The sequence below is a fragment of the Bartonella raoultii genome (assembly GCF_019659805.1).
Lineage (GTDB): Bacteria > Pseudomonadota > Alphaproteobacteria > Rhizobiales > Rhizobiaceae > Bartonella > Bartonella raoultii.
Genome location: NZ_JAIFRO010000009.1, coordinates 20,883 through 46,419 on the forward strand (window position 1 = coordinate 20,883; position 25,537 = coordinate 46,419).

The following is a 25,537-nucleotide window of genomic DNA, read 5'->3' on the forward strand; positions in this document are numbered from 1 at the left end:
AAGTTTTGATCTTGGGCTTTTTCGCCAAGGTTTTTTGCCTATATCTTTTTGCCCAGATTTTTTTATTTGTGAAGATTGATTTTAGGTTACAAGTCCATTTTTGATCATTTACCGTTTGAGGGCTTGTTTTATGCGTCTTTTGATTTTTTTAAAAGCTTTACGATTGCGCAATTATTGTATTTCTGGTCAGAGTTTTTTAGTTGCTTTTGCAGTTTTTTTCTTTTCCATTGCAAACAACATCTGCTTTACTTCCCTTGGATACGCAAACAAGCTGCCTTCCTTACCTTCGGATCCTCCCGCTCCCCAAACGCTTTTACCCTTAGATGATATCATTCCCTCTCGTCCTAGCTCAGAACCAGCAATTCCTGATTCGGATTCAACGGCCGTCACTCTTGAAGATTTTGATTCCTCCTCCTCTCCCACTGAGAGAGCACAGCAGCGCAAAGAAGCGGAAGTTTCCCGTTTACTTAAAAAATTAAAATTTTGTGCCAATGTTGATGAAGCCAAAACAATCAGTAAACAACTTCAAACTTTATGGTCACAATCGGGAAGTGAGACAATAGATCTTTTAATGTTCTGGGCAGAAACTGCCACCAACGCAGACAATTACGGTCTTGCACTTGACTATATTGACAATGTGCTAGCACTTTTACCCACATATGCAGAAGCATGGGTTAGGCGTGCATGGATTCATATTCAATTGAGTGATTTTAAACTTGCCATGCTTGACTTAAATCAAGCTCTCACACTTGAGCCTCGCAATTACATGGCGTTTTTCGAGCTTGGCGTTGCTATGGAAGCAACAGAGCGTCCAGAGCTTGCTCTTAAAGCTTATAAAACAGCGCTTGAATATTATCCACAAATGCAAAGGATTCAAAAGCGTGTTGAAGAGCTGATAGAAAAAAAATCACCCCAAACGCTTTAAAGCGGTGCAACATGAACAGACGCAATCAGGGAAATTAACGCCATACCTACTGCAATATCCCACCAATTTTAGAGAGAGAGAGGCCTATGTCTATAATAACCACAAAGCCACCGCTCTTTTTCCCACCACAAGTATAGGCTCTCCCAGAAAGCCCTCTTCATACCCTTCCTTTTTTTCAGTAAAACGGGGAAGCAATATCCCACCAGTTTTAGAGAGAGAGAAGCCTATTACAATTTTTTGAAAAGAAGCATCTGAAAAATATACTTGAAAGCGATAGATCAACCATAGAAAAAGCATCCACAAAAAGAGTATAATCATAAAAAGAATGCTCTTGAGGTCATTTTTACTCTAGCTGAAAACTTCAAACTGTTTTATAGTAGGAAAGGGTGTTCTGCGCTTCTCGACAGGGAATAACGTATTCCTGAGACCTTAGTGATCTCCAAGGGAGCTGTCCCTGATAAAGCTCGTGGGCTTTTTCATATGGCGCCCACCTATTTATGTAGGTTCTTGGGATCAACTTTTTCCATCGGCTGTTGTGGATCACCCTTTTTTACATAAATGAAATATTATCATTCTCTTTTAGACAATGAATCACTTTTATTTTTTCAAGAGATGTAAAAACTTTTGATAAGCGAAGGGGGGATTATTGTGTTGCACTTTGGGACAAAAGACAAAATAATAGCAGAAATAGGTCCAGTCAGTTTTCTCATTTGCGTCCAACCACAAAATGGCTTATTTCATTCTACTCTACGCATAGCATAAGGGGGCTTGATTCATTTTGCGATATGTTTTTTCTCTAGCAAAGAACATAAAGAGGTTCCTACCCCTTATCAAATACTTACATCTCATAGAAGAATGAAGAAAATCATGACCCAAAGTAGCCTGCCCTCTTCCCCTTCCTCTCAGTCATCTTCATTTATTCGCACACAATTACGCAAGAAAGGCTTATCACAGCGCGATTTGCTTTCAGCACAAGAGCGTGCACTTTTTTCACAACAGGCTTGTTCTCATCTCATCAAAAAGCTTGAAGAACAAGAGGAGGATTTTTCCCATTTGATTCTTGCTGGTTATTGGCCAATCAAATCGGAAATAGATCCGCGCCCTTTATTTGAAATGGTCACGTTGCGTGGTGGTCATTTAGCTTTACCAGCCGTTCTTGATTCCACCACGATGGTTTTTCGTTCTTTTTCACAAGAGTGTGTTTTAGAATCTATGCGCTTTGGCACTTTGGGTCCAGGAGCAGAAAAGAGTGTTGTTTTTCCCACAGTTATTCTTGTTCCTCTTTCAGCCTTTGATAAACGATGTCACCGTCTTGGCTATGGAGGAGGCTATTATGACCGTGCGGTTTCATCCCTTGAAAAAGCAGGGCACCATGCGCATTTATGGGGTATAGGCTTTTCGTGTCAGGAAGTAGAATCTCTTCCCGCGGCGGAACACGATCTCATTGTTGAGGGGATTTTTACAGAAAAAGGTTTCTTAAAGCGTTAAAGTGTGATTAAAACACCCATGCATTTTTTATTTTTAGGAGATATTGTAGGAGCAACGGGCTGTAGAGCTGTTTTTGAACATCTTCCACAACTGATTGAACAATGGAAACTTGATTTTGTTGTGGTCAATGGTGAAAATGCATCTGATGGTTTTGGTTTAAGCCAAGAAACGTATCAAGATCTTTTAATGGCAGGCGCTGACGTTGTTACGACAGGAAACCATGCTTTTTCCAACAAAGAAGCTTTGCGCTATGCGCATGAGAATGACCGTTTTTTGCGTCCTGCAAATTTTATGAAAGAGACTCCAGGAAAAGGGGTTGGTATTTTTACCGCCAAGAATGGAGCGCGTGTACTTGTTGCAAATCTTTTAGGCAGTGTTTTTATGCCGTGTAAAGTTGTTGATCCATTTGAAATGGCAGAAAAGATTTTAGCAGCCTGCTCTTTGCAGGAGCAAGCTGATGCGATTATTTTTGACTTTCACGCAGAAACGACGAGTGAGAAGCAATGTTTTGGTCATTTTCTTGATGGCCGCGTGAGTGTTATCGTTGGTACACATACCCATATTCCCACAGCAGATGCGCAGATTTTAGAAGGTGGGAGTGCTTATTTATCAGATGCAGGCATGTGTGGAGATTATAACTCATCTCTTGGAATGGATAAGGAAGAACCATTACATCGTTTTCTTTATAAGAAGAAGCAAGATCGTTATGAACCAGCACGTGGTCCCGCCACCCTTTGTGGTTTCGCTGTTGAGCTTTCAGACAGCACCGGTTTAGCAGAAAAGGTCTCAGCGGTACGCATTGGTCCTCATTTAAAACCTGAGAGTCCAGATTTTTGGTGATTTTTCACCTTTCCTCAGCAAAGCACGGGCTGCTCTCTCAAAGCCCTTAAAGAGCACTTCAGACAAGCGGGCGTTTTTTCTTTTTTAAAGGGTTGCCTTTCCTCAGCAAAGCACGGGCTGCTCTCTCAAAGCCCTTAAAGAGCACTTCAGACAAGGGAGCATTTTTTCTTTTTTAAAGGGTTGCCTTTCCTCAGCAAAGCACGGGCTGCTCTCTCAAAGCCCTTAAAGAGCACTTCAGACAAGGGAGCGTTTTTTCTTTTTTAAAGGGTTGCCTTTCCTCAGCAAAGCACGGGCTGCTCTCTCAAAGCCCTTAAAGAGCACTTCAGACAAGCGGGCGTTTTTTCTTTTTTAAAGGGTTGCCTTTCCTCAGCAAAGCACGGGCTGCTCTCTCAAAGCCCTTAAAGAGCACTTCAGACAAACGGGCGTTTTTTCTTTTTTAAAGGGTTGCCTTTCCTCAGCAAAGCACGGCTGCTCTCTCAAAGCCCTTAAAGAGCACTTCAGACAAGGGAGCATTTTTTCTTTTTTAAAGGGTTGCCTTTCCTCAGCAAAGCACGGGCTGCTCTCTCAAAGCCCTTAAAGAGCACTTCAGACAAGGGAGCGTTTTTTCTTTTTTAAAGGGTTGCCTTTCCTCAGCAAAGCACGGGCTGCTCTCTCAAAGCCCTTAAAGAGCACTTCAGACAAGCGGGCGTTTTTTCTTTTTTAAAGGGTTGCCTTTCCTCAGCAAAGCACGGGCTGCTCTCTCAAAGCCCTTAAAGAGCACTTCAGACAAGGGAGCGTTTTTTCTTTTTTAAAGGGTTGCCTTTCCTCAGCAAAGCACGGGCTGTTCTCTCAAAGCCCTTAAAGAGCACTTCAGACAAGGGAGCATTTTTTCTTTTTTAAAGGGTTGCCTTTCCTCAGCAAAGCACGGGCTGTTCTCTCAAAGCCCCCCTCAAAAAGGGTTTAAGTTGTTATACGTTGGATTTTGGCTCCACATTGGGCTAATTTTTCTTCCAATTTTTCAAATCCCCGATCAAGATGATAGACACGGTTAACGATTGTTTCCCCCTTTGCAGCCAAAGCAGCAATCACAAGAGAGACAGAAGCCCGCAAATCGGTCGCCATAACAGGAGCACCTTGCAAAGAATTTACGCCGGAAACGATTGCAGTTTGCCCATCAAGCTTGATCTGTGCGCCCAAACGGATCAATTCTTGAACATGCATAAAACGATTTTCGAAAATTGTTTCTGTGATACGCGCCGTTCCTTGAGCGCATGTCATCAATGCCATAAATTGCGCTTGAAGATCGGTTGGAAAAGCTGGATAAGGACCTGTTTTAATATCAACAGGCATAATTTTTGTTTGCAGGGGGTTTCGTTTAACAGCAATCCCTTGCGTTTTTATTTCGATCGTTAATCCGGTTTTTTGAAGCACTTTAAGCACTTGCGTAAGATGGTTAGCATTTGCATTTTTAAGCAAAACCTCTCCCCCGGTCATAGCAACAGCCATAGCATAGGTTCCAGCTTCGATTCGGTCAGGGATCACACGTATTCGCGTCCCTTTGAGTTTTTTCACGCCCTCGATAGTAAGCGTTGTTGTACCTTCTCCTACAATTTTTGCTCCCATTGCATTGAGTGTACGAATAAGATTTGAGACTTCAGGTTCACACGCAGCATTTTCGAGGATTGTTTCCCCTTTTGCCATAGCAGCAGCCATGAGCAAAACATGTGTCCCTCCAACCGTAACTTTAGGGAAACGATAATGGGCCCCCTTTAATCCTTTTGGCGCTTTTGCATGAACATATCCTTTTTCGATTGTAATATGCGCCCCTAAAGTTTTAAGTCCTTCGAGAATAAAATCGACCGGTCTTGTTCCGATAGCACATCCTCCAGGGAGAGAAACAGAGGCCTCATGGCATCTCGCCAGCAAGGGCCCAATGACCCAAAAGCTTGCACGCATTTTTTTAACAAGTTCATAGGGGGCGTGTATTGTCGTTATTTTTTTAGCTGTAAAATGAATTGTTCTTGCATTGACACAATCGTGATGATTTTCTTGACCGTCAACAGCATATCCAACCCCATGATTATTGAGGATTCGAATAAGCAATTCGACATCAGCCAAATGGGGCACATTCTCTAAAATAAGAGTTTCTTCTGTCAACAACGCAGCAATCATAAGAGGCAAAGCAGCATTTTTAGCACCTGAAATAGGAATTATTCCCTTCAGTTTTCTTCCGCCCACAATTTGAATAGAGTCCATAGCACTTTCCCTCTTTCCCTTTGTATTTCCCCTTCCAAAGGTTTTCCCCCTTAAAGGTTTATTTCCTCTAAGGATTTTGTTCCTTTAAGAAGCTTTGTTTATTTATACTTCACAACCAACCTGATCATTTTAAAACGAATCATAAAAGATTTGGTTGCATAGATGCGATAAGAAGCATTCTTTAGAGGTCTGTTTCTGCTCTTTTTCGACTTTGCTCTTTTCGACGTTTCAGGTTTTGACGCAATTGTTGTGCCAATCTTTCTTGACGTTTTTTTTCTTTTTCGTCTTTTTGGTGAAGTTTTTCTGTTTTTTGTTTTTGCTGTATTTGTATCATTGCACAACCTTTTTTAAGCAGTGTTGAGCTTTTTTTAAGGAACTCATGGCCATTGATAATGAATGTATGTCATGACACAAGACGTGGTTTCTTTCAAGAATGACAAAAGGTCTCTTGCCTATTTTATGACAATATGGCACAAGACAGCGGCAAAAGCTGTCAAGAAAGCTGCGGTAGCTCAGTGGCAGAGCACTCCCTTGGTAAGGGAGAGGTCGAGAGTTCAATCCTCTCTCGCAGCACCATTGTTATGGGTACTTTATATACCTTATCCACTTCTCTTTTCAGATTTTTGCAAATTCTGTTTCGGCAAGATCCGCTCTGTGTGCATCTCTTTTCTTTGCGTTTTTTCCCCTTCAGCTTAGACAAGTCCTACAACAGCTTTACAAAAGCCTTTTCACATTTTCCAACCATTCATAAAGCTTCCCCACCACATATATGGTGCTTTACCGTACAACCAGTCGCTTTGTAACAAAGGTCAAGCCATTTTTGCAATTTTCTCTTTTTCTTACGTGCTACACAGATTCCTCTTTTCCTTTTTTACATCTTCCTGTTTTTAGCAAAACGTCCCTGCACTTTTCCCTTAAAACTTTTACGTCCCAATGGAGCGTTTTCTTTTCTTTCAAGCTTTTCTTTTATCGTTTTTCCACACCGCATTGCCTGTTTTTTTTCATATTTTGGGCTTAGCGTTTTTTCCAGAATATTTTCCCCTCTCATGCCAAAACCCGTCTCAGCAGATTTAATATGCTGTACCATTCTCTCTAACGCCTCATTAAAACGGCTAATTTCATTTTCGAGTTGACGAATATAAGCTTCATCACGATAAGCACGTTTAATCAAAGGTGGCATATTGGGCCAATAAAGCATCAAATCCACCCATTCACGTTGCGCAATCCAGAGCCCTCCCTGACATTGTGCTTTATGCTCTTGGGGAAAACTTTTTTGATAAAAATAAGGAATAAGAATTTCTGGTTTTTTTGTTTTAATTTCTAACAATCCATTTGTTTCAATGAATGCATCAGGAGAAAATCCCTTCATACGATCATCGGCCAAAACAAACCCAATATATTGCGGTTCTGTTTGCATATGTGTACCATAAAGCTTTCGCGCTGTTGGCTCTAATTCTGTTCCACGCCGCATAGCAAGGGTTGTCCCCTCTTCAACAATTTTTCCAGTGATTCTTTCTCCAGCCAATTTCATCATAACAGACTGATATTTTGCGGTTTTTTGCCCCTGTTTTTTTCGTGCCATAACCATCTCAAACAAAGAAGCTGTAATCACCCCTCTACGTGCTTGATGCCATTCATCGGTTCCTTGAAGACAATCAATTATAATTGGCATACGCCCCTCCCCCTATGATAAAATAACCTTTTTGAAGAATGCTTTTTAAAGCATTAACAAAATGCACCTTCCCCCACACAAGCATCCTCTTCTCTCATCAGCCTTCCCCAAAGGCAAAGATCCACAGCATAAATGGCCTCCTTGTGCCTATCACTTCTCCAAACACGTCTTTCTCCACCTTTTCTTGAAAGCTCTGCCTTTGTTTTTTACACTTTTTTTGCATATGGCTTTTTGCTTAAAAGACTCTTCTTTTCAAAGAAAATAAGAGTTTTTTTTCCTTTAACAGCTCTCATGAAAGCCCCCCTTAAAGCGCAAAAAAAATTAAAATTTTCCTCATCAATATCAGCCATAGCATAATGAAAATGTCTTCCTCAGATTTCTTTTCTTCCCAAAACGCTCAGACAATAAAAAAGTCATTGCGCTGATATTTTTCCGCCAAATTTTTCGCAACATAAGCAGCTGCTTTCTTCGATATAAAAGAAACCGCATTTTCTTTTTGTGGCTCCAATCTGATTGTTTTTTTGTTGTTTCCGGCGTAATAAAGAGGAAATCCTTTATAAACGGTTGTTTTGAGATAACTTGACATGATTTACCACCAATAATCATTCAAGACATCACAAGGGCGCAAACGGTGCTGTTTTTCGTAGGATCCATAGACATTGTCTTCATAATGACGCGTTATTTTTTCATCTAAAAAAACATGGTAAGCATCGCTATTGAGAATAAATGGTTGAAGTTGCGTATTTTGTTCATCGATTTCATAATGCGTAATATAAAACGCAGCGAGTTGTTCACTAACGTCTTCGGCGTGCAATGTTATAAGATCAAGACGTAAAATTTTGTGAATAGTTTCATATTCTTCTAAAATTTCGAAGACTTCTTCAATTTGATCGAATATTCCTTCATAAGCGTCAGGCTTTTCATCTTCACAGAGAATGATGATCATTTCATCCTCTTTAACGAATGGTATGTTTTTCATAATTTTTCCCTATATAGTTAATAAAACGTAGCTTTCTCTTGACAAGGTCAAATATAGCGTTAGTCTTATATCCTCTATGGGAGATATGTCAAATTATTTTATCCTTAATAAGAGATATATTTTAGCCATTATAACGTTAAAAAGGCATATGCGAATGCAAAGTTGCTCTCTTTTCTTCGCCTTATGTCCATATATTGTTCTCTATTTGTTCTTACTCAATGCAACCACCAACAGACAGGAGAGCTAAAATGAAAGATTTAGAATTATTAGAACATTGGTGTAAACTTGATTCAAAAACACAAAAAGAAATTATTTCGCTTCTTCGCCATTTGTCCTCCTCAAAAGAGTCAAAATTGCCTGTTTCTCTTCGGGAGAGAGTTTTGAAATAAGTTCCAGAAACTCCTTGTCTTGATGACTTGCTTCCTGTCCATAAAGGATATAATTCATACTGATATTAATTTCATGACAAATACGTGCTAGAGATTCAATTGTTGGTTCCTTTCCTTCAGACAGGATAGAATGAAGATATCCCGCACCTTTACCGGCTGCGAGGGAGACAGATCTTTTTGACCGTCCATTGTTTTCAAGAGCAGTTTTTAATCTTTGACGCCAACCATCGATATTCATATTCTCACCATATAACGCGTCTTTTAAAAAAAACACGTCCTTTCTGTAAAATAGGCTTGCATTATCCTCTAAAAAGGATAATACTAAGAAAACAAATTCTACTTTTTGGGGGGAAAAAAGTTCATTTTCGGGTTAACAGAACATTTTATCACCCCAAAGGATGCAAAAAGGCGCCCCCGAAAGCCTATGCGTCTCAAATATTGTACTCTTTATGTTTTAACATCTACGCAATCTCAAATTATATGGTTGCATACCCTTTACCAATACAACCCTCTGCTAGAGATTCAGCCATTTTTTTCACGCTCACCTCCTCTAACAGAGAAAACCAATAGAAAACCGAAACCATTCCTAAAGCGTCAAAACGTTTATTAAATAGCAATATATACACAAAAATATGATTTTCAGTTTTGTTGTAAAGAAAAACATATAAGAAAAGAAGAAAGCGGATTGAAGTATGCAACTTTGCAATCAACAAGAAACTCCACACTACGAATCGTCCACGCTTCCTTATGTTTGTTGGTATCAGAATGATTTTCTAGGTGGCGTTCGCGGCATGCGGGCCCATGAAATTGGCATATATACGATTCTTCTCAATGAAATGTACGCGCGCGGTCGTCCTTTAGAGTTATCGGTAGAACGGTTAGCACGTCTTTGCGGCTGTGACAAAAGAACCTTTCTCAATGTTTTAGAAATGTTAATAGAAGAGGGAAAGATTTTAAATTTAGCCAATGGTTTATGGAATAAGCGCTGTGATCGTGTCTTTCAAGAGCGTGCAAAACTGCTTGAGAAAAAATCTTTTGCGGGTCGTTCTTCAGCAAAAAAACGTAAGAAAATCAATGCTGAGATTGAGCATTTGCTGAACAGGTGTGAAAAAAATGTTCCACATAACTTAGAAGCTCAGAAGACAGAAGAAGAAAAGGAAACACCTAACGGTGTTTCAGAAAAGCCCCGTTATTTATCCCTTTTAGAATCGGAAGCCCCAGAAAAAGAACAGCCTACAAATGCTTCTCGCGCTCATTCTGGCTGTTCTTCCCCACAAGGAGAAGTTGTCGGCATTTCTTCTCCTTTAAAGGAAACAGCAACAAGCCCTTCACATTTGAATGAGGATGCATCCCATTTTTCCAACTTCAGCAATAAGTCGAAGACTTCCCGCCCATATCTTAAAGGACATCGTCTTCCAGCAGATTGGCAAGCAGATATCGATGCGGCAATTTCAGAAGGGTTGCATGAAGAACAAGCGCGTTGGCAAGAAAAGAAATTTCGTGATTATTGGCATGCTAAAAGTGGCAAAGAAGCGCTTAAAGTAGATTGGCAAGCCGCATGGCGCAATTGGTATCGTCGCGAAATTGAACGGATCAAAGAATCTACAGAAAAGGCAAGATTTTTATCCACGCATGGTACAGCCGCACATCAAAATAACGACAATGATACTCTTTACCGAAGCCTCATCAATTATCAGACAGGGTAAGCGTCACTTAGGAAAAAAATCAAGAGAGCTCAGACAAGGTTTGTCGTCTTTTTTCTTTTTAACAAAGCCAAGCAGCACAATAGCAAAATACCAGGCATGAGCGCACCACATCACAGAGTATACGAGGTAACATGAACACCATTTTTGAGATCAAACAAAAGCTTGCATCTCAAGCAAGCACGATAGCAGAAATGCTTCTTCCCCAAGGACATAAATGTGGTAATAATTGGGTTATTGGTAACACACGTGGAGAAGTAGGTAAAAGTTTATCGATTTGCTTGAGTGGCAGTAAAGCAGGACTTTGGTATGATTTTGCAGAAGGCGTTGGGGGCGATCTTTTAGACCTTTGGTGTGCAGTAAAAGGTATCACTCTTTCACAAGCATTAGAAGAAGCACGTGCAAATCTGCATCTAGCGCGTCCCAAACCTTTCAAATCTCCTCATCGTACTTATCGTCGTCCACCGGTTCCAACGGGGAGCGCTCCCCAGAATGCGGTAAAAACATATCTTCACCAAGAACGCAAAATTCCGCTTGATATTTTAAAGCGCTACCGCATAGGAGAAGAGGATAAAAAAATTATTTTTCCCTTTTATAAGCCTGATGGCACACTTGCTTTAGTGAAAGAACGCCAAGCACAAGCAGGCGCAAAATCCAAACCAACAGCAGCGCAATGTGAACCCATTTTGTTTGGTTGGCAAGCGTTTTACCCAACATACCCCACTGCTCCACAAGGCGGCTCTACTTCTCCACAAGACGGCTCTACTTCTTCACAAGGCGGCTCTACTTCTCCACAAGACGGCTCTACTTCTCCACAAGGCGGCTCTACTTCTTCACAAGGCGGCTCTACTTCTTCACAAGGCGGCTCTACTGCTCCACAAGACGGCTCTACTTCTTCACAAGGCGGCTCTACTTCTTCACAAGGCGGCTCTACTGCTCCACAAGACGGCTCTACTTCTTCACAAGGCGGCTCTACTTCTCCACAAGACGGCTCTACTGCTCCACAAGACGGCTCTACTTTTTCACAAGGCGGCTCTACTTCTTCACAAGGCGGCTCTACTGCTCCACAAGGCGGCTCTACTGCTCCACAAGACGGCTCTACTGCTCCACAAGACGGCTCTACTTCTTCACAAGGCGGCTCTACTTCTCTACAAGGCATTTTTTCTTCATCGAATCGCACACTTGTTATCACAGAGGGAGAAATTGATGCGCTTTCCTTAGCGGCCTACGGATATCCAGCAGTTTCTGTTCCGTTTGGAGGTGGAAGTGGAGGAAAACACAATTGGATTGAAAATGAATTTGATCATTTAGAATCTTTTGAAACCATTTTTTTAGCCACAGATATGGATAAACCGGGGGAAGAAGCAGCCCATGAAATTGCCAACAGACTTGGTCGTCACCGTTGCTATCGTGTACACCTTCCCCATAAAGATGCAAACGACTGTTTAACAGCTGGTATTGATGCAGCAACCATAGCAGCAGCCTTTGCCTCAGCAAAAAGTTTTGCTCCAGAAGGATTACGACGCGCATCAGACTACAAAAATCAAATTATAGGGCTATTTTGGCCAAGCGCTGGACAACATCTTGGCTATACGGTCCCCTATCCAAAACTGAAAGATAAATTATATTTTCGTCCAGCGGAATTAACGCTATGGGGCGGTGCAAGTGGTGCAGGAAAAAGCCAATTGTTATCAGACTGTATTCCCCATTGGATTTCTCAAAAGAGTCGTCTTTGTTTAGCCTCCTTAGAAATGAAAGGAGAACAATCCTTACGCCGTTTAATAAGACAAACGGGGGGCTTAGAACATCCCCCCACCGAAATGATTGAACAAATTTTGCATTTTTTAGATAATGGTCTTATTCTTTATGAGCATGTAGGAAAATCAACTGTTGATACACTCCTTGATGTCTTTGACTATTGTCGTGCACGCTATGGCTGCGATCAATTTATCATAGACAGTCTCATGCGGCTTGGCATTTCTTCTGATGACTATGCAAAACAAGAACAAGCCGTTTATAAAATGGTAGATTGGGCTGTTTTAAATGCTGTACACATTCATCTTGTTGCTCATGCCCGCAAAGGGACTCTAGAAAAAGAGATTCCTGGAACAGAAGATATTAAAGGAGCTTCAGAAATTGGTGCCAATGCTTTCAACATCATTACTATTTGGCGAAATCGTCCCTTAGAGGATAAAATTTGTGCGACTTCATGCAAGGAAGAAAAAGTAGATTTAGCGAAACGTCCTGGCGTCATTATCAATATTGCAAAACAACGTTCAGGTGATTTTGAAGGAAAAGTTGGTCTTTGGTTTGATCCACAAACCTATCGCTATCGCTGTTCTTACGATCCCCTCTTAATATCGCGTCATTATCTTGAACGCTCCCCCTCTTAAACAACCTTGTCTTTAATTAATCTATAACTTCCCACAAAATATTCTTCTCATGAAAGACGAACAATCATTTTCACAACAAATCTACATCCGCCATATACCGCATAACTTACACGGCCTTCAGCATAATTTTTTCTTTAAAAGAAAAAAAGCTCAACACCAAGAACAATCCCCTCTGCACCTTACGCCATGCCCTCGTTTCATAAGGGCACACAACGCAATCTTTTCCTTCTATGCATAGAAGAGAAGCTCCTAAAAGCATTGCCTTTTAAAAACAAAAATCAAACAACAATTTTTGAGGAGAGAACATGAAGCATCAAGATAATAGAAAAAATAAAGAGAACCCAAAAAGCAATTTAGAAACGTCTCATCTCTCTATTCAAGAGCAAAGCAAACAGCATATTGGCCACTTAAAGACGCAAGAAGTTCCCATTGAAACACGCAATCCTTATTTTCAGCAAGCACATCCAGAAAGCACCAACAACCCACGTAGCATCGTTGCAATTTCCAATGTCAAAAGCCGCCCTATTGCACTTTTATATGCGAAAGGACATATTAGCAAAGCACAATATAAAGCAGCAGAACGTTTTTATATTTACTGGCGCCAAAGTCAGGGAGATCTTCATATGGGACGTGATTACACACGTCAAAAAGTTGAATGCAGACAAAGTTACACCCATCCCATCGAGCGTCAAATAGAGTCATCCAATCATTTAACAACAATTAAGACACAACTTGGCGTGCTTGGCTATTGGCTTGTTGAACAAGTTGTAGGTTATGACCAAAAGATCAAAGACCTCACGCCTTCCAAACGTAAACAAAACTCACTTGCTGACCATTTACGCGATTGCTTAGATCTGCTTGCATTTCATTGGGGATATACGAACCATCAACATTTCAAATAATTCCCCTCCTCGTCAAACACAAGCGCTAAAACCCTTCACACGGACCAATTCATCTCCATCCCCCCAAAACACCGTTAACCTCGCCCCTCTCTAGCAACTTTTTCCATAAAGCGCCCAAAAATGACGTCAAAGCTATATCCTTAAAAGAGAGTTGAAAACCGCAAAGAAACAGTCACTTCGTTAAAAACGAACTTTGTTTGGTGCTAGCTGCCTTGCGATAGCAGTTATCTTAAGCGCCAACGGTTTTAAAGACCTACTTTTTTGTGCAATCTTTTGGGCGAGAAAGCAACTTCATCAAAAGCCATATGGTTAAGCCACCCCCTACAGCCCTCTCCAACAACATCTCCCCTGATAGCGCATTTTCCTATCAACTATCCCATAGATGGCAACTATCCCATAGAGTTTCTTTGCCAGAAAAAAAATTTATATCTTATCTTTGCAAAGTTACCCTTTGTCCTTAAAAAGTTAAAAAAGTAAATTTCTCTGTATCACCTGTATACAAAGCAAACAGCACAAAAGAAAAAGAGAATTTTATATAAATAAGCATCCAATCCTTTAAAAGAAAACCCTCTTAACTTTCTGCATCACCATCTCCCAACAAAATCTCCTCAGCAAAAATCAATCTATAATCTACGCTCTTAATAGAATTGCTTTAGTAATATCCACTTTCCCCATCTCATAACTTTTTCATTGAAATACGACCATCCTTACAAGCTTTATAAATTCTTTAAAAGGCATTTCCCTTTTTATCATTTTGTTTCATCACTTTCAAAGCGTGAGTCGCTTTCTTTTTTATAGATAAGTAAATTTTTAAGCTAAATTTTTTCATAAATTTTCATTTTGATACATGAATAAAAATATTTTTCATGAAAAAAACATATTATCATCCCCCTCTAAAACATCGTTTAAAAGCACATTTTAATAACAAAAAATCATCATAAAAATATATATTCTCGATATAGCCTGAAAATAAAACGATAATTACAGAAATAAATTTTTAACGATATTATCTTATTATGTTTATTTTTTTGTACAAAAACACATTTTATAGATGCGCACTGCATAAATTTTGTGTAAATAAAACGCATTAAAAATTCAAAAATAATATTTAGAGCCCTCAATGATGATAAGTTTTTTAACAGCTTGTGTTGTCCCACATATTTGCTATTCAAAGCATACAATTCTTCAAATATCGAAGCGACAAACAAATACCCATAAATACAACGCCTTATTAATCTGAGATATAGAAACCATAAGCTTCTTTCTCATTAAAAATATTTGTCATCTTTCAAGCTGATGCCTCTATCCTTTTGGAAAAGCATCAAACCTTAATGGGATGCATTCGTCCTCAAAGGATGCACCCCACCCCTCATAAAAGATGCCTCCATTCCTCTAAGGAAGCATCGAACCTCAATAGGGTGCACCCGCCCTCAAAGGATGCACCCCACCCCTCATAAAAGATGCCTCCATCCCTCTAAGGAAGCATCGAACCTCAATAGGGTGCATCCGCCCTCAAAGGATGCACCACACCCCTCATAAAAGATGCCTCCATTCCCTGAGGAAGCATCGAACCTCAATAGGGTGCACCCGCCCTCAAAGGATGCACCCCACCCCTCATAAAAGATGCCTCCATCCCTCTAAGGAAGCATCGAACCTCAATAGGGTGCACCCGCCCTCAAAGGATGCACCCCACCCCTCATAAAAGATGCCTCCATTCCTCTAAGGAAGCATCGAACCTCAATAGGGTGCATCCGCCCTCAAAGGATGCACCCCACCCCTCATAAAAGATGCCTCCATCCCTCTAAGGAAGCATCGAACCTCAATAGGGTGCATCCGCCCTCAAAGGATGCACCCCACCCCTCATTAAGTACATTTTACTGATCTGTTATTTATCATTTCGTTTTTATGAACCCCTCACCATGAACAAAAATCTGTTTGTTAACAGCTTTTTTAAACATCCATTTTGCTATCTATAGCTGTATATGATCTTCAAACTCTCCTTTCCACCTCAATAAAATAGCATTTGAAAGATTCAATTGCGGTAAAAATAAGGATAATTTTGTCAAATTAGAGGCAAATTTTATTCTTTTTTGTGGTTGTTGTATTTTTACCATATTTATTTAAAATGATTTTATATATCATTCATTATGATATTTACTGAGTGGGATAAATAGAGGAGAAAAACTATGAATATTCGATATTTTTTCATAGCCGGTGCTGTTACAAGTGGTTTATCACTTGCACTTCAAGAATCTGATCGTATAGTTAGCCAAAAACCTTCCCCCGTTGTTACGCCTTATACTGTTGAGACAATAACGCCATGGTTTATTCAACCAATAAGCGACACAACAGATATAAATATACTCAAACTACAAAGAAATAAGGAGGAAAAACAAAGAGAAATAGAAGATTTATACAAAAAAGGAAAAAATCTATTACATGATATTATTGGATTTTTTAAATCTTTTATGCTGCTTTTTCTTAAATATTTTTAATAAAAACAGATAATACAAAGCTAAAAACTTAAAAAAAGTCCCTCAACATTCTCTATGCTATAAAGCGACATCTTAAAAAATCTTAATTTTTAGGAATTTTTATGAAAAGCTATACCATTTGAAATTTTGCATACAAAATATTTTCCCTCTAAAATACTGTTCATAACTTAAGCTTGATATGCTTACAAAACGATTACCTTCTAAGAAAATAAAAAACCATAAAACATAGCAGCTTTTTTAAAATATATCCTCCCTAAAAGGATAAAAAAGTAATAGAAATAAAATCTTAGCTTATAAAAGCAATGCCCAAGTACTTTTTCTTAAAAGCGAAAAGAAAAGCACCCACCCTTCAAACGCATTGCTCATTCCCCATTACATCTGCATGTTCTCGTGTTTTTCTTTTATACAATTTATGTTTTTTAAATTGTGTGATTCTTTTGAAGCATCTGAAAAGACGTTTTATATTCCTCAATAATACAAGACATATAAAACGAATCAATTTTTATATGCATCAATGCCCGTTCTTCATTCTTTATACAAAACGCTCAAAAAAGTTTTTTCACCTTATATGTCATAATTATTGAGATCTTTATACTTCTTCCCATTATAGATAAAGTATTTACTCTTTCCTTTATCTTTTCTCATTGCAAACTTTATCTACGGAAAACTTTTTTATTACAGAGCTTTCAATGAATGCCTTTTAAGATATTGATAACAGAATCGCTATCCTTTTTGTTAAAGGCTCTCTCTGCACTCTTTTTCATTAAAACGAAACAACTTCAATTTTGCACTTTTTATGCAAAATTACAGTCTTTTAAAGAGAAATTTTTTGATTCTTTTGTCTAATATAGGCCTCTGCTGCCATAAAATATATTTATCAAACTGCAAGCGTTACTTTTCTACAGGATAAAACCAAAATATGAAAAGCTTTATTTCATGATTCTTCTTTCTCTCGCAACAGCATACCTGTAAAGCACGACTCTTCAAGATATTTAAAAAAGAATCAGCCAACGCAACAGCGTAGTCATTTTTTCTCTTCAATGCATAAGCTAAATAAAAACGTGCTGTTTTTCATACAAAGGCGCACATCCCTCCTACACAAAGCTATTCTCCACATCAACCGCACAACTTTCCACACAAAATACACATTGATACACAAGAGTACATGTGACTTGTCATCAAGTTACTTTATTGCTCTGGAAAATCCTCTAACTGTTGCATTGTTTTTTTTAATTTACGATCTCGGATACTATGGAGTCCCCAAAAAATAAGTAAGGGTGCAAAAATACAGATCCAAATGACAACCGGTAGCAAAAAAATAAAATTTCCCAGTCCATACCATTTTTTTTCACACCACAAATCTACTAAAGAACCAGCAAATGCAGGAGATGCTAAAACCATTATGATAAGCGGAAGACATAACCTTATCAGCGCATTTTGAAACATGAGATTACAATTTTTAAATGAGAAAAAACGTAAACTTATGCCCACTATAGAATTCTTCATCTTCATTTTCCCCCCCTTTTTTCTTAAGATTTTTTAAAGGCACCCTTGTTTTATCTTAAACAGATCTTTCCGCTCAATAAGAGAAAGCTTAAAGCTAACCAACTTTTATATCTAAAAATGCTGGTACCCCATTCTTTATATAGAGAATATCGTGATAATATTTTCTTCCCTCTACTTTATAAATGACAGGCTCATCAGAAACAATAAATCCTTGTTTTCTCAAAGATTGTTTTTTTTCCTCGCATGCTTTTCTATAGTCATCTCTTTTTTTACGACATAACTCCAGATCCCCAGCTCTGAAATATTGATAGCTTCCCACTTTCATTGCCATTTTCTCTGCAGCCTTTTGAAGCAAAGCATAACTCAATTGCGCCTCTTTTTCCACCTCTTTTGCTAAAATGACCGCACGTTCAAGATGAATTTCTTGAATAGTTTCATCAAACCCCATCCGATCACCGATAATAAAGCGTTTGCTATAAAACAACAAAATCCCAACTTCACCCAACAAAGCCAAAGCCGCAAGATGCAAAAGACCATCCGGTGCAATTTTTGCTTTCCCATTTTCCCAAGGTGGAATACTGTATCGAGAACGAAGCACTTTATGAATATCAAAATCTTGCTGCACCTTTTCTAAAGCTTCCTCAAGTGCTTGTTTTAAGCGTGTTTCCCCCATTTTTTCTTCAAAAATTTTCAGTCCCTTTGCATCAAAATACAACTGAAGACTGGGCAAAGCTTTAGAATTACTAGGATCAAGAGTCTGGCAAGCAGCAGCAAAAAGACCAGTCATAACCAAAAGTCCACAATCAAACTTTGGATATCCTTTCATATTTTCATCATTATAAAGAAATTGTACTTCGCGGTCTGGCAAAGCATAAGTGGCCACATAATCGCCTCGTCCCTCAACTTCAATAGACCATCCCCAATGCTGTAAAAGCGCTGTCGCACTTTCCATAGTCAAAAAATTCAAAGGCTCCGCATCTTGCAACGCATCTACAGGCTGCTCCGTACCCCGTAGCACATGCGCAGACTGCTCCGCATCTTGCAACGCACCCATAGGCTGCTCCGTACCCCGTAGCACATTCACAGGCTGCTCCGCATCTTGCAACGCATCCACAGGCTGCTCCGCATCTTGCAACGCTCCCATAGGCTGCTCCGTACCCCGTAGCACATGCGCAGACTGCTCCGCATTTTGCAACGCATCCACAGGCTGCTCCGCATCTCGTAGCGCCCCCATAGGCTGCTCCGTACCCCGTAGCGCATTCACAGGCTGCTCCACATCTTGCAACGCATCCATAGGCTGCTCCGCATCTTGCAACGCACCCATAGGCTGCTCCGTACCCCGTAGCGCATTCACAGGCTGCTCCGCATCTCGTAGCGCATCTACAGGCTCCGCCGTACCGCGTAGCACATTCGCAGGCTGCTCCGCATCTTGCAACGCACCCACAGGCTGCTCCGCATCTTGCAACGCACCCACAGGCTGCTCCGCATCTCGTAGCGCACCCATAGGCTGCTCCACATCTCGTAGCGCATCTACAGGCTCCGCCGTACCGCGTAGCACATTCGCAGGCTGCTCCGCATCTCGTAGCGCCCCCACAGGCTGCTCCGCATCTTGCAACGCACCCACAGGCTCCGCCGCACCCCGTAGCGCCCCCACAGGCTCCGCCGTACCCCGTAGCACCCCCACAGGCTGTCCAAGCGCTGTCTCATATTCTTTTAATACATTATCCAGTTCCTTTGTCACTTTACGCAAAAGGCGCACACGCTTTATAACAGAGCTATATAATGCTAAAATCAACATGGTAGTGACAACCGCAAGAGTCATCACCAATAACCCTCCTAAGACAATAAATGCTATAAAACTCCCGTCCATTTTCTCCCCTAGCACCCTTTAGATGTTTTCTCTCGTAGACGTATTATATTGTCTCGCTTTTGGGTGACTTCTTCTAATTTTTTGATCTTTTTTTTCAACAAATGCGTAAAGATGATACGGCATCCCACAGCGATTGGAATGAGAAGTATAATAAAGAGTGTAATAAATTGCAGGAAACGAGAAAGAATCATAAGAACAATAGAAATGGTGTCATTTTCAAACTCCAACAGTTTCCATTCTATTAAAATGTCAATGACAGAAAATGCTCCCTTTAAAATTACAAAGAGAAGAGAAATGTAAAAGATTCTTTTGTAATCTCTACGTGAAAGAAACGCCTCTGTAAGTGAAAATGCGCCTAACTCTTTATCACAAAGAGCCTGTTTTTCCTTTATTTTTCCCATTTCTTCCATAAATACTCTCTGTGTATTTTTGCACAACGGCTTGATTCCTAAAGTTTCTACCTCTTACAATTTGTTGCAAATACCCCGCATCCTTTATCTGACAGCGCCCTTATTTTGCTAAAGTTATCATTATGCAAATGTAGAAAAAAAGCCCGTTCCACTTGTACAAAATCATGCACTCTTGTTATACAAAATACCCTATTTGGAGATAATGATCCAAGAAACAACCTTCTGTTTCTTTTTAAATAAAGCGCTCATTCAAATTTTCCCCCTCTCTTATCTGTAAAGTGTGCAATCATCCGTTTATTATATTATTCAGCTTTTTCCCTTCGTTTTTCCCATTTTTGAATCATGTTTTTACCACCTCTCCCCTTTTGTAAAAATTTCCCAATGATTCATAAAATAAAAAGAGACCGCCTGTCCCAGAGGAGAGCCTCAAAAAAACAGCGGCAAAATTTTATGAAAGAAAAGCGTACAGCTTCCCCCACATGATCTTATATCTTCTTTTAAAAAAATGCCTAGAATTCTTAAAAAAAATCGCGTCTCTCAGACAGCTTGTCTTAAAAAAGAAGCATAATAAAAAGATCCTGTCTCTTTAAAAAGTGATTATTGAAGCAACCACCATAACAGTCAAGAGAGAGAAAATTATTTTATGATCTTATCCAAGATAAAGAAAGCCTTGACTTTCCCACAAGTGATACTTTCTTTTTCATTGTACTTTAATTTTTTTTGAAGCAGAAGCGTCATGCTCATCAAACACTTTTTCCAGTTTTCTGATGACTTGCACGAGAGCCTCATCTGCTGGAAAAAAAGCAGAGCTCTTTTTTCTTATTAAAGTGCACGCTTTTGATCCTTCTTGTGTCAAAAAGCGAGAAATAGAGATTTTAAAAGAAGAATTTTTTACAGTTTTTCTTACTTTTCTTTTCCTTGACCAACCAATTACAATACAACTGGCTCATTTTTCTCTTTAAGTTTCTCTTCCAAAAGTGGGATAATTTTTTCTACTCTAGACATGATAATAAAATGAACCACTAAAACAATGGGCGAAAAGAGAAGGACAAATACGGATATGCATGAGGGGAATAAAACAATAAAATATTTTACACCATGTGACCAGCTTTCTAACCTTCCCACATCCCAGCCTTTTGTGATGGTCAAGCTAAAAGCCTGTAAGACCCCAAACAGAATAGAAAAGATCCAAACTTTTTTATTTTTGTATAAAGAACTTGTTATTTGTTCAAATGAACGTAAATTTTCCTTTTTTTCCAGCACTGAACACTGTGGCTTTCCTTCACTTTTCCCCCTTTTCCCCCTTTTCCCTTGCGGCATGAGACTGTTTTTCAATTCTAAGGACAAGCTCCTGTGTAATTTGATACGCTGATAAAATACGTAAAATAGGCTCACAAAGGACAGCGTAAAACCACTCCCAGAGAATATCAAAAACAAAATTTTTAAAGCTTCAACAAAGCTCATCCTCTTTCTCCTTCTTTTATACTTTTGAGAGAAACAGCTTTAGAATATTGCTCAGGCATTTTTTCTTGTTTCTGGATGATTTTTCTCAAGTTATTTGCTATAAAAGCAAAGGGCAGAACTATAATTGGTAAGCATGCGATAAGACATACAATAATAAAAGAGGGCAATAAAAGGATAGATGCGCTCCTTGTCCCTTCCACAAGAACATCCCTCCCTCTCGCCACTCTGGAGTAAGAACGAAGCTTACCGCCTGTAAGGTTCCAAGTATGAGCGCGATAACAAATATTGTTTTATATTCTGTCAGGAGAGAAGCGATAGATTTTATCCCAAGAAGCATATTTTCTTTTAAGGACAGGTTTCCTACACCTATATCAAGGACAGGAGCACATGCGTCCATTTCTCTTTGATAATTGCTTACAGGTTGTATTACACCGTTTTTGCGTTCCTTACAGATACGAAAGTACAATCTTATACGCTTAAAAACCAAGTCATAAAAGAACAACGCCAACAGCGTTATGAAACTTTCAGTCATCATCCAAAACAGAAAACGAAGAGCTAGAACAAAATAATGCATCATTTGTTTTCTCCTCTTGCCTTACTGATAAGGATTTCTTTTTCTTGCTGTTCACCTATGCTTACCAATTGCTGAATATTTTTACGCAATTGGCAATTAAAAAACATTCCTATGACTATGGCAATGGGTATAAAGAACACAGCCAAGAACCCCACGATTTGCGGGATCAAAAAGATCAAAGAACCCCAATCTGTCTTTGCGCTTGCTATCCATCTATGCAACCATGTTTCTATTATATTATAGCTCAATACCATAGGAAGAGCGCCACTGGCTAACTGAATAATATTCGCCATTTTTGTTGCTTTTAGATCTAACAGAAAAATTGTAGATTGTTTCTTTAGCGCACTATTTTTCAAGGCCTGTAACATACGCCCATATATTCTGTAACGTTTAAGAATGATATAATAAAAAAACACTGATAACAGACAACTGAAACTCGCTGCTATAAAAAAAGACAGATAATGAAAGACAAAAGGTAAAGCAAGAAAGTTTGTCATTTTCCCCCTTTTCAATTTTTTATACCTTCACACCTTTATGCATGATATAAAAAATGACATATCATAAAGGGCCCGACTCTGTTCCGATTATAAAAATTTTTAAAAACTTTAAAAGGCTTTTTTCATCTCTTTGATTTCCCTTTCTTCAAAGGATTAAGAACAATATCCACAAAGTGCATACAGTTTCTCTCACAATGAAAGCACCTAAAACCTGTATATAAAAGAGAGAATAAGACTAAAGAACAAATGACACCATAAAAAATGCAAAGCGCCTCTCTCCTCTTCAACGAGAGAAAAAACGCGAAAACAGGGCTCTTTTAGCACAATTGCGTACGCTGCATCCTCATCATAAGAAACAACGAACATAGAGTACCGTCCTCTTTTCTTGAAGAAAACATTGATTTTTTTAAAAAAATGAAAGAAACTTAAAGGGCTTTTTCAAACGCGGCCCAGAAGAGCAAAACGACATCCCCTTAATATGGAAGCAGAATACAGCCTAGAGAAAAACCAGCATAAAAAGGGCCCAACCTTTTAAGACCAGACCTTAAAAAACAGTGCGCTCAGAAAAAGGCTCTCTCAAAAACAAACCTCCAAGAAAAGCCCCTTAGAATTGAGACTCCATCCTTCATAGCCTGTTGCCCCATAACGTCTAAACAATATCATGATGATCTCCCTGCTTCATTTTCAAAAATGCGCAAAATAAAAATCTTAAAAACAATTTTCTTTAAAGGATATTTTAACCCCAAGAAGAAAGTATTTTATTACACATTTTGTTATCTTTTTCGTTTTTCTTCTTTAGCAGATTATCGATATTTTATTTGAAAATAGGCTTCCTTTTATGGTATAATAGCAGAAAGTTATATTCCTTAAATGATGTGTATCAAGCATCTGGATTCCTCCCCCGAAAGCAAGAGCAAAACCATAATTTGATGGTTTTAAGAGCTAAAATGAGAAGATCTAAATTCGAAGGGGGCAAGATTAGAACATCTCAGAAAGCTTAATCACAAAGCAAGGTCCTATTTGCTTATAACGCTTTCCTCCCACACAACAATTTTTCCTATACCCTCAACATATATTCAAAGATTGCTTTCGAAAGAGCCAAACAATGATCAGGTAAACAGGATGAACAATAACGCACAACAACATTTTTTGTCCCTCTGGGAACAATTTTATCATCATTTTTTAGTGCTACCCCTTTATAGTATGCGCACATTTCCAAAATGCTTTACCAACATTGCGCAGTATTTACCGAAAATTCTCATTTTATTCAAATGGTACTCTCATGAAGACAGATAAAAAACGCGCTAGACCAAGAATAACAGAAACACCAAGAAAGCCCAATGAACGTATTTCACGCGCTAAAAATCTACGTAAACCTTCATCTCAATTAACAATCGAAATGCGCGCAAAACATTTTGGTTTAAGCATAGAAGATGCAAAAAATCCACTTTCTGGTTCCTATATCGGGCGCCTTTGTTTGCTTGGATATAAACAAGATGCCTCCGGTATTAGTAAGGAGCAATATGATGCTGCACAGCGATATCTCCAAATTAGAAATGACTATCTGTGTTCGAAAGGCTTACCACATGGTTATTATGATAACTTTACATACAAAACATCAAATGAAAAAGCGCACAAAAAATGGATTGAAAAAACAACAAAACACTATGAAAATATGAAAGCTGCAATCCAAGAAGCACAACAAAAACATCGCCAACATAACTTTCACGCTGCTTTACAATATCTCGTTGTAGAAGATCAAGCACTTCCCTCTCTTATCGGCTCATTACGTCTCATTCTTAGTATACTTCATAAGCATTTTTCTTGTTAAACAGAAAAATAAACCTACACAATACATAATGATAAAATGGCACGGATCTTAAATTCCCACAGGAGAACAGATATCCCCTCCATATTTCTAACATGCGGTGAAAACCCTAAAATATAAGGCAAATTTATATTTGTATGACAGCCTTACCCAAGCACGCACGGCCAGCCACCAGCAACACAAACCACCAACAGCACCAGCCCCCAGCAACACCAGCCACCAGCAACACCAGCCACCAGCCACCAGCAACACCAGCCACCAACAGCACCAGCTACCAGCAACACCAGCCACCAACAGCACCAGCCACCAGCAACACCAGCTACCAGCAACACCAGCCACCAGCAGCCACCAGCTACCAGCAACACCAGCTACCAGCAACACCAGCTACCAACAGCATCAGCTACCAACAGCACCAGCTACCAGCAACACCAGCCACCAGCAACACCAGCTACCAACAGCATCAGCTACCAACAGCACCAGCTACCAACAGCATCAGCTACCAACAGCACCAGCAACACCAGCCACCAACAGCACCAGCTACCAGCAACACCAGCCACCAGCCACACCAGCCACCAGCAACACCAGCCACCAACAGCACCAGCCACCAACAGCACCAGCTACCAGCAACACCAGCCACCAGCAGCACCAGCTACCAGCAACACCAGCCACCAACAGCACCAGCTACCAGCAACACCAGCCACCAACAGCACCAGCCACCAACAGCACCAGCTACCAGCAACACCAGCCACCAGCAACACAAACCACCAACAGCACCAGCTACCAATAGCACCAGCCACCAGCAACACAAACCACCAACAGCATCAGTTACCAGCAACACCAGCCACCAACAGCATCAGCCACCAACAGCATCAGCCACCAACAGCACCAGCAACACCAGCCACCAGCAACACCAGCCACCAGCAGCACCAGCCACCAGCAGCCACCAACAGCACCAGCTACCAATAGCACCAGCAACACCAGCTACCAATAGCACCAGCAACACCAGCTACCAACAGCACCAGCTACCAGCAACACCAGCTACCAGCAACACCAACCACCAGCAACACCAACCACCAGCAACACCAACCACCAGCAACACCAACCACCAGCAACACCAACCACCAGCAACACCAACCACCAGCAACACCAACCACCAGCAACACCAACCACCAGCAACACCAGCCACCAGCAACACCAGCTACCAGCAACACCAGCCACCAACAGCACCAGCCACCAGCAACACCAGCTACCAGCAACACCAGCCACCAGCAACACAAACCACCAACAGCACCAGCTACCAATAGCACCAGCCACCAGCAACACAAACCACCAACAGCATCAGTTACCAGCAACACCAGCCACCAACA

The 25,537-nt window shown here is 40.0% G+C and carries 21 protein-coding genes, 1 tRNA gene and 1 other RNA gene; 11 read left to right on the plus strand and 12 right to left on the minus strand.

Annotated features, from left to right (window positions below; all coding sequences use genetic code 11):
* The first annotated feature begins 130 nt into the window (after positions 1 to 130).
* From K3248_RS07720 to K3248_RS07735, 4 genes are all read left to right on the plus strand, one after another.
* Positions 131 to 925 carry a tetratricopeptide repeat protein gene (locus K3248_RS07720; RefSeq protein WP_220717795.1) on the plus strand — a complete coding sequence of 265 codons (795 nt, stop codon included), beginning with the start codon at positions 131 to 133 and terminating at the stop codon, positions 923 to 925.
* Positions 926 to 1,310: 385 nt separating this feature from the next.
* Positions 1,311 to 1,471, plus strand: a non-coding RNA gene (gene ssrS, locus K3248_RS07725) — 6S RNA.
* 321 nt (positions 1,472 to 1,792) lie between these two features.
* Positions 1,793 to 2,413 carry a 5-formyltetrahydrofolate cyclo-ligase gene (locus K3248_RS07730; RefSeq protein ID WP_220717796.1) on the plus strand — a complete coding sequence of 207 codons (621 nt, stop codon included), beginning with the start codon at positions 1,793 to 1,795 and terminating at the stop codon, positions 2,411 to 2,413.
* Positions 2,414 to 2,431: 18 nt separating this feature from the next.
* On the plus strand, positions 2,432 to 3,253 hold the full coding sequence (locus K3248_RS07735) for a TIGR00282 family metallophosphoesterase (protein WP_220717814.1): 822 nt from the start codon (positions 2,432 to 2,434) through the stop codon (positions 3,251 to 3,253).
* Positions 3,254 to 4,192: 939 nt separating this feature from the next.
* Here K3248_RS07735 and murA read toward each other — a convergent pair.
* Together murA and K3248_RS07745 are read right to left on the minus strand one after the other, a co-directional pair.
* A complete protein-coding gene (gene murA / locus K3248_RS07740; protein ID WP_220717797.1) occupies positions 4,193 to 5,488 on the minus strand; it encodes a UDP-N-acetylglucosamine 1-carboxyvinyltransferase in 1,296 nt (431 codons plus the stop codon).
* A gap of 181 nt (positions 5,489 to 5,669) precedes the next feature.
* Positions 5,670 to 5,822, minus strand: coding sequence for a hypothetical protein (locus K3248_RS07745; RefSeq protein ID WP_220717798.1), 153 nt, complete (start codon positions 5,820 to 5,822; stop codon positions 5,670 to 5,672).
* A gap of 167 nt (positions 5,823 to 5,989) precedes the next feature.
* Between K3248_RS07745 and K3248_RS07750 the strand changes: the two genes are divergently transcribed.
* Positions 5,990 to 6,064, plus strand: a tRNA-Thr gene (locus tag K3248_RS07750).
* Between the two features lie 295 nt (positions 6,065 to 6,359).
* On the opposite strand, the gene K3248_RS07755 is transcribed toward K3248_RS07750, so the two are convergent.
* The 4 genes from K3248_RS07755 to K3248_RS07770 form a co-directional block, all read right to left on the minus strand.
* Positions 6,360 to 7,160: a lambda exonuclease family protein gene (locus K3248_RS07755; RefSeq protein ID WP_220717799.1), complete on the minus strand. Its 801-nt coding sequence runs from the start codon at positions 7,158 to 7,160 to the stop codon at positions 6,360 to 6,362.
* Between the two features lie 397 nt (positions 7,161 to 7,557).
* Positions 7,558 to 7,746 (minus strand): hypothetical protein, encoded by a 189-nt coding sequence (locus K3248_RS07760; protein WP_220717800.1) that lies wholly within the window; start codon positions 7,744 to 7,746, stop codon positions 7,558 to 7,560.
* A gap of 3 nt (positions 7,747 to 7,749) precedes the next feature.
* The gene (locus K3248_RS07765; RefSeq protein WP_220717801.1) at positions 7,750 to 8,139 is read right to left on the minus strand and encodes a hypothetical protein; all 390 of its coding nucleotides are present in this window, start codon (positions 8,137 to 8,139) and stop codon (positions 7,750 to 7,752) included.
* A 309-nt stretch (positions 8,140 to 8,448) separates the two neighbouring features.
* Positions 8,449 to 8,766, minus strand: a complete 318-nt coding sequence (locus K3248_RS07770; protein WP_220717802.1) for a helix-turn-helix domain-containing protein — start codon at positions 8,764 to 8,766, stop codon at positions 8,449 to 8,451.
* Between the two features lie 454 nt (positions 8,767 to 9,220).
* Here K3248_RS07770 and K3248_RS07775 point away from each other — a divergent pair, with 454 nt between their 5' ends.
* From K3248_RS07775 to K3248_RS07790, 4 genes are all read left to right on the plus strand, one after another.
* Complete coding sequence (locus tag K3248_RS07775; RefSeq protein WP_220717803.1) at positions 9,221 to 10,234, plus strand: YdaU family protein; 1,014 nt, start codon at positions 9,221 to 9,223, stop codon at positions 10,232 to 10,234.
* A gap of 131 nt (positions 10,235 to 10,365) precedes the next feature.
* Complete coding sequence (locus K3248_RS07780; RefSeq protein ID WP_220717804.1) at positions 10,366 to 12,624, plus strand: toprim domain-containing protein; 2,259 nt, start codon at positions 10,366 to 10,368, stop codon at positions 12,622 to 12,624.
* Between the two features lie 305 nt (positions 12,625 to 12,929).
* Positions 12,930 to 13,526, plus strand: coding sequence for a hypothetical protein (locus K3248_RS07785; RefSeq protein ID WP_220717805.1), 597 nt, complete (start codon positions 12,930 to 12,932; stop codon positions 13,524 to 13,526).
* 2,186 nt (positions 13,527 to 15,712) lie between these two features.
* Positions 15,713 to 16,021, plus strand: a complete 309-nt coding sequence (locus K3248_RS07790) for a hypothetical protein (RefSeq protein ID WP_220717806.1) — start codon at positions 15,713 to 15,715, stop codon at positions 16,019 to 16,021.
* Positions 16,022 to 17,209: 1,188 nt separating this feature from the next.
* Here K3248_RS07790 and K3248_RS07795 read toward each other — a convergent pair.
* From K3248_RS07795 to K3248_RS07820, 6 genes are all read right to left on the minus strand, one after another.
* Entirely contained in the window at positions 17,210 to 17,533 is a 324-nt protein-coding gene (locus K3248_RS07795; protein ID WP_220717807.1) for a hypothetical protein, read from the minus strand.
* Between the two features lie 88 nt (positions 17,534 to 17,621).
* Positions 17,622 to 19,397: a DUF6990 domain-containing protein gene (locus K3248_RS08830; protein ID WP_246588394.1), complete on the minus strand. Its 1,776-nt coding sequence runs from the start codon at positions 19,395 to 19,397 to the stop codon at positions 17,622 to 17,624.
* An 8-nt stretch (positions 19,398 to 19,405) separates the two neighbouring features.
* Positions 19,406 to 19,798, minus strand: a complete 393-nt coding sequence (locus K3248_RS07805; protein ID WP_220717808.1) for a hypothetical protein — start codon at positions 19,796 to 19,798, stop codon at positions 19,406 to 19,408.
* Between the two features lie 939 nt (positions 19,799 to 20,737).
* Positions 20,738 to 21,271, minus strand: coding sequence for a hypothetical protein (locus tag K3248_RS07810; protein ID WP_220717809.1), 534 nt, complete (start codon positions 21,269 to 21,271; stop codon positions 20,738 to 20,740).
* Positions 21,272 to 21,389: 118 nt separating this feature from the next.
* Positions 21,390 to 21,848 carry a hypothetical protein gene (locus K3248_RS07815; protein WP_220717810.1) on the minus strand — a complete coding sequence of 153 codons (459 nt, stop codon included), beginning with the start codon at positions 21,846 to 21,848 and terminating at the stop codon, positions 21,390 to 21,392.
* Positions 21,845 to 22,342 (minus strand): hypothetical protein, encoded by a 498-nt coding sequence (locus K3248_RS07820; RefSeq protein WP_220717811.1) that lies wholly within the window; start codon positions 22,340 to 22,342, stop codon positions 21,845 to 21,847. Before K3248_RS07820 ends, K3248_RS07815 begins: the two co-directional genes overlap by 4 nt.
* 1,282 nt (positions 22,343 to 23,624) lie before the next feature.
* Between K3248_RS07820 and K3248_RS07825 the strand changes: the two genes are divergently transcribed.
* Both K3248_RS07825 and K3248_RS07830 read left to right on the plus strand, forming a co-directional pair.
* Complete coding sequence (locus tag K3248_RS07825) at positions 23,625 to 24,173, plus strand: hypothetical protein (protein ID WP_220717812.1); 549 nt, start codon at positions 23,625 to 23,627, stop codon at positions 24,171 to 24,173.
* Positions 24,174 to 24,307: 134 nt separating this feature from the next.
* The gene (locus K3248_RS07830; protein WP_220717813.1) at positions 24,308 to 25,474 is read left to right on the plus strand and encodes a hypothetical protein; all 1,167 of its coding nucleotides are present in this window, start codon (positions 24,308 to 24,310) and stop codon (positions 25,472 to 25,474) included.
* Positions 25,475 to 25,537 lie beyond the last annotated feature (63 nt).

Bases quoted from the DNA above. Each gene is read 5' to 3' on its own strand.
- K3248_RS07805 (WP_220717808.1), bottom strand. From the start codon at position 19,798: ATGGGAAAAATAAAGGAAAAACAGGCTCTTTGTGATAAAGAGTTAGGC.
- K3248_RS07770 (WP_220717802.1), bottom strand. From the start codon at position 8,766: ATGAATATCGATGGTTGGCGTCAAAGATTAAAAACTGCTCTTGAAAAC.
- K3248_RS07785 (WP_220717805.1), top strand. From the start codon at position 12,930: ATGAAGCATCAAGATAATAGAAAAAATAAAGAGAACCCAAAAAGCAAT.
- K3248_RS07815 (WP_220717810.1), bottom strand. From the start codon at position 21,848: ATGATGCATTATTTTGTTCTAGCTCTTCGTTTTCTGTTTTGGATGATG.
- K3248_RS07730 (WP_220717796.1), top strand. From the start codon at position 1,793: ATGACCCAAAGTAGCCTGCCCTCTTCCCCTTCCTCTCAGTCATCTTCA.
- K3248_RS07745 (WP_220717798.1), bottom strand. From the start codon at position 5,822: ATGATACAAATACAGCAAAAACAAAAAACAGAAAAACTTCACCAAAAA.
- K3248_RS07830 (WP_220717813.1), top strand. From the start codon at position 24,308: ATGACAGCCTTACCCAAGCACGCACGGCCAGCCACCAGCAACACAAAC.
- K3248_RS07735 (WP_220717814.1), top strand. From the start codon at position 2,432: ATGCATTTTTTATTTTTAGGAGATATTGTAGGAGCAACGGGCTGTAGA.
- K3248_RS07795 (WP_220717807.1), bottom strand. From the start codon at position 17,533: ATGAAGATGAAGAATTCTATAGTGGGCATAAGTTTACGTTTTTTCTCA.
- K3248_RS07760 (WP_220717800.1), bottom strand. From the start codon at position 7,746: ATGTCAAGTTATCTCAAAACAACCGTTTATAAAGGATTTCCTCTTTAT.
- K3248_RS08830 (WP_246588394.1), bottom strand. From the start codon at position 19,397: ATGGACGGGAGTTTTATAGCATTTATTGTCTTAGGAGGGTTATTGGTG.
- K3248_RS07790 (WP_220717806.1), top strand. From the start codon at position 15,713: ATGAATATTCGATATTTTTTCATAGCCGGTGCTGTTACAAGTGGTTTA.
- K3248_RS07775 (WP_220717803.1), top strand. From the start codon at position 9,221: ATGCAACTTTGCAATCAACAAGAAACTCCACACTACGAATCGTCCACG.
- K3248_RS07720 (WP_220717795.1), top strand. From the start codon at position 131: ATGCGTCTTTTGATTTTTTTAAAAGCTTTACGATTGCGCAATTATTGT.
- K3248_RS07780 (WP_220717804.1), top strand. From the start codon at position 10,366: ATGAACACCATTTTTGAGATCAAACAAAAGCTTGCATCTCAAGCAAGC.
- murA (WP_220717797.1), bottom strand. From the start codon at position 5,488: ATGGACTCTATTCAAATTGTGGGCGGAAGAAAACTGAAGGGAATAATT.
- K3248_RS07810 (WP_220717809.1), bottom strand. From the start codon at position 21,271: ATGAGCTTTGTTGAAGCTTTAAAAATTTTGTTTTTGATATTCTCTGGG.
- K3248_RS07820 (WP_220717811.1), bottom strand. From the start codon at position 22,342: ATGACAAACTTTCTTGCTTTACCTTTTGTCTTTCATTATCTGTCTTTT.
- K3248_RS07755 (WP_220717799.1), bottom strand. From the start codon at position 7,160: ATGCCAATTATAATTGATTGTCTTCAAGGAACCGATGAATGGCATCAA.
- K3248_RS07765 (WP_220717801.1), bottom strand. From the start codon at position 8,139: ATGAAAAACATACCATTCGTTAAAGAGGATGAAATGATCATCATTCTC.
- K3248_RS07825 (WP_220717812.1), top strand. From the start codon at position 23,625: ATGAAGACAGATAAAAAACGCGCTAGACCAAGAATAACAGAAACACCA.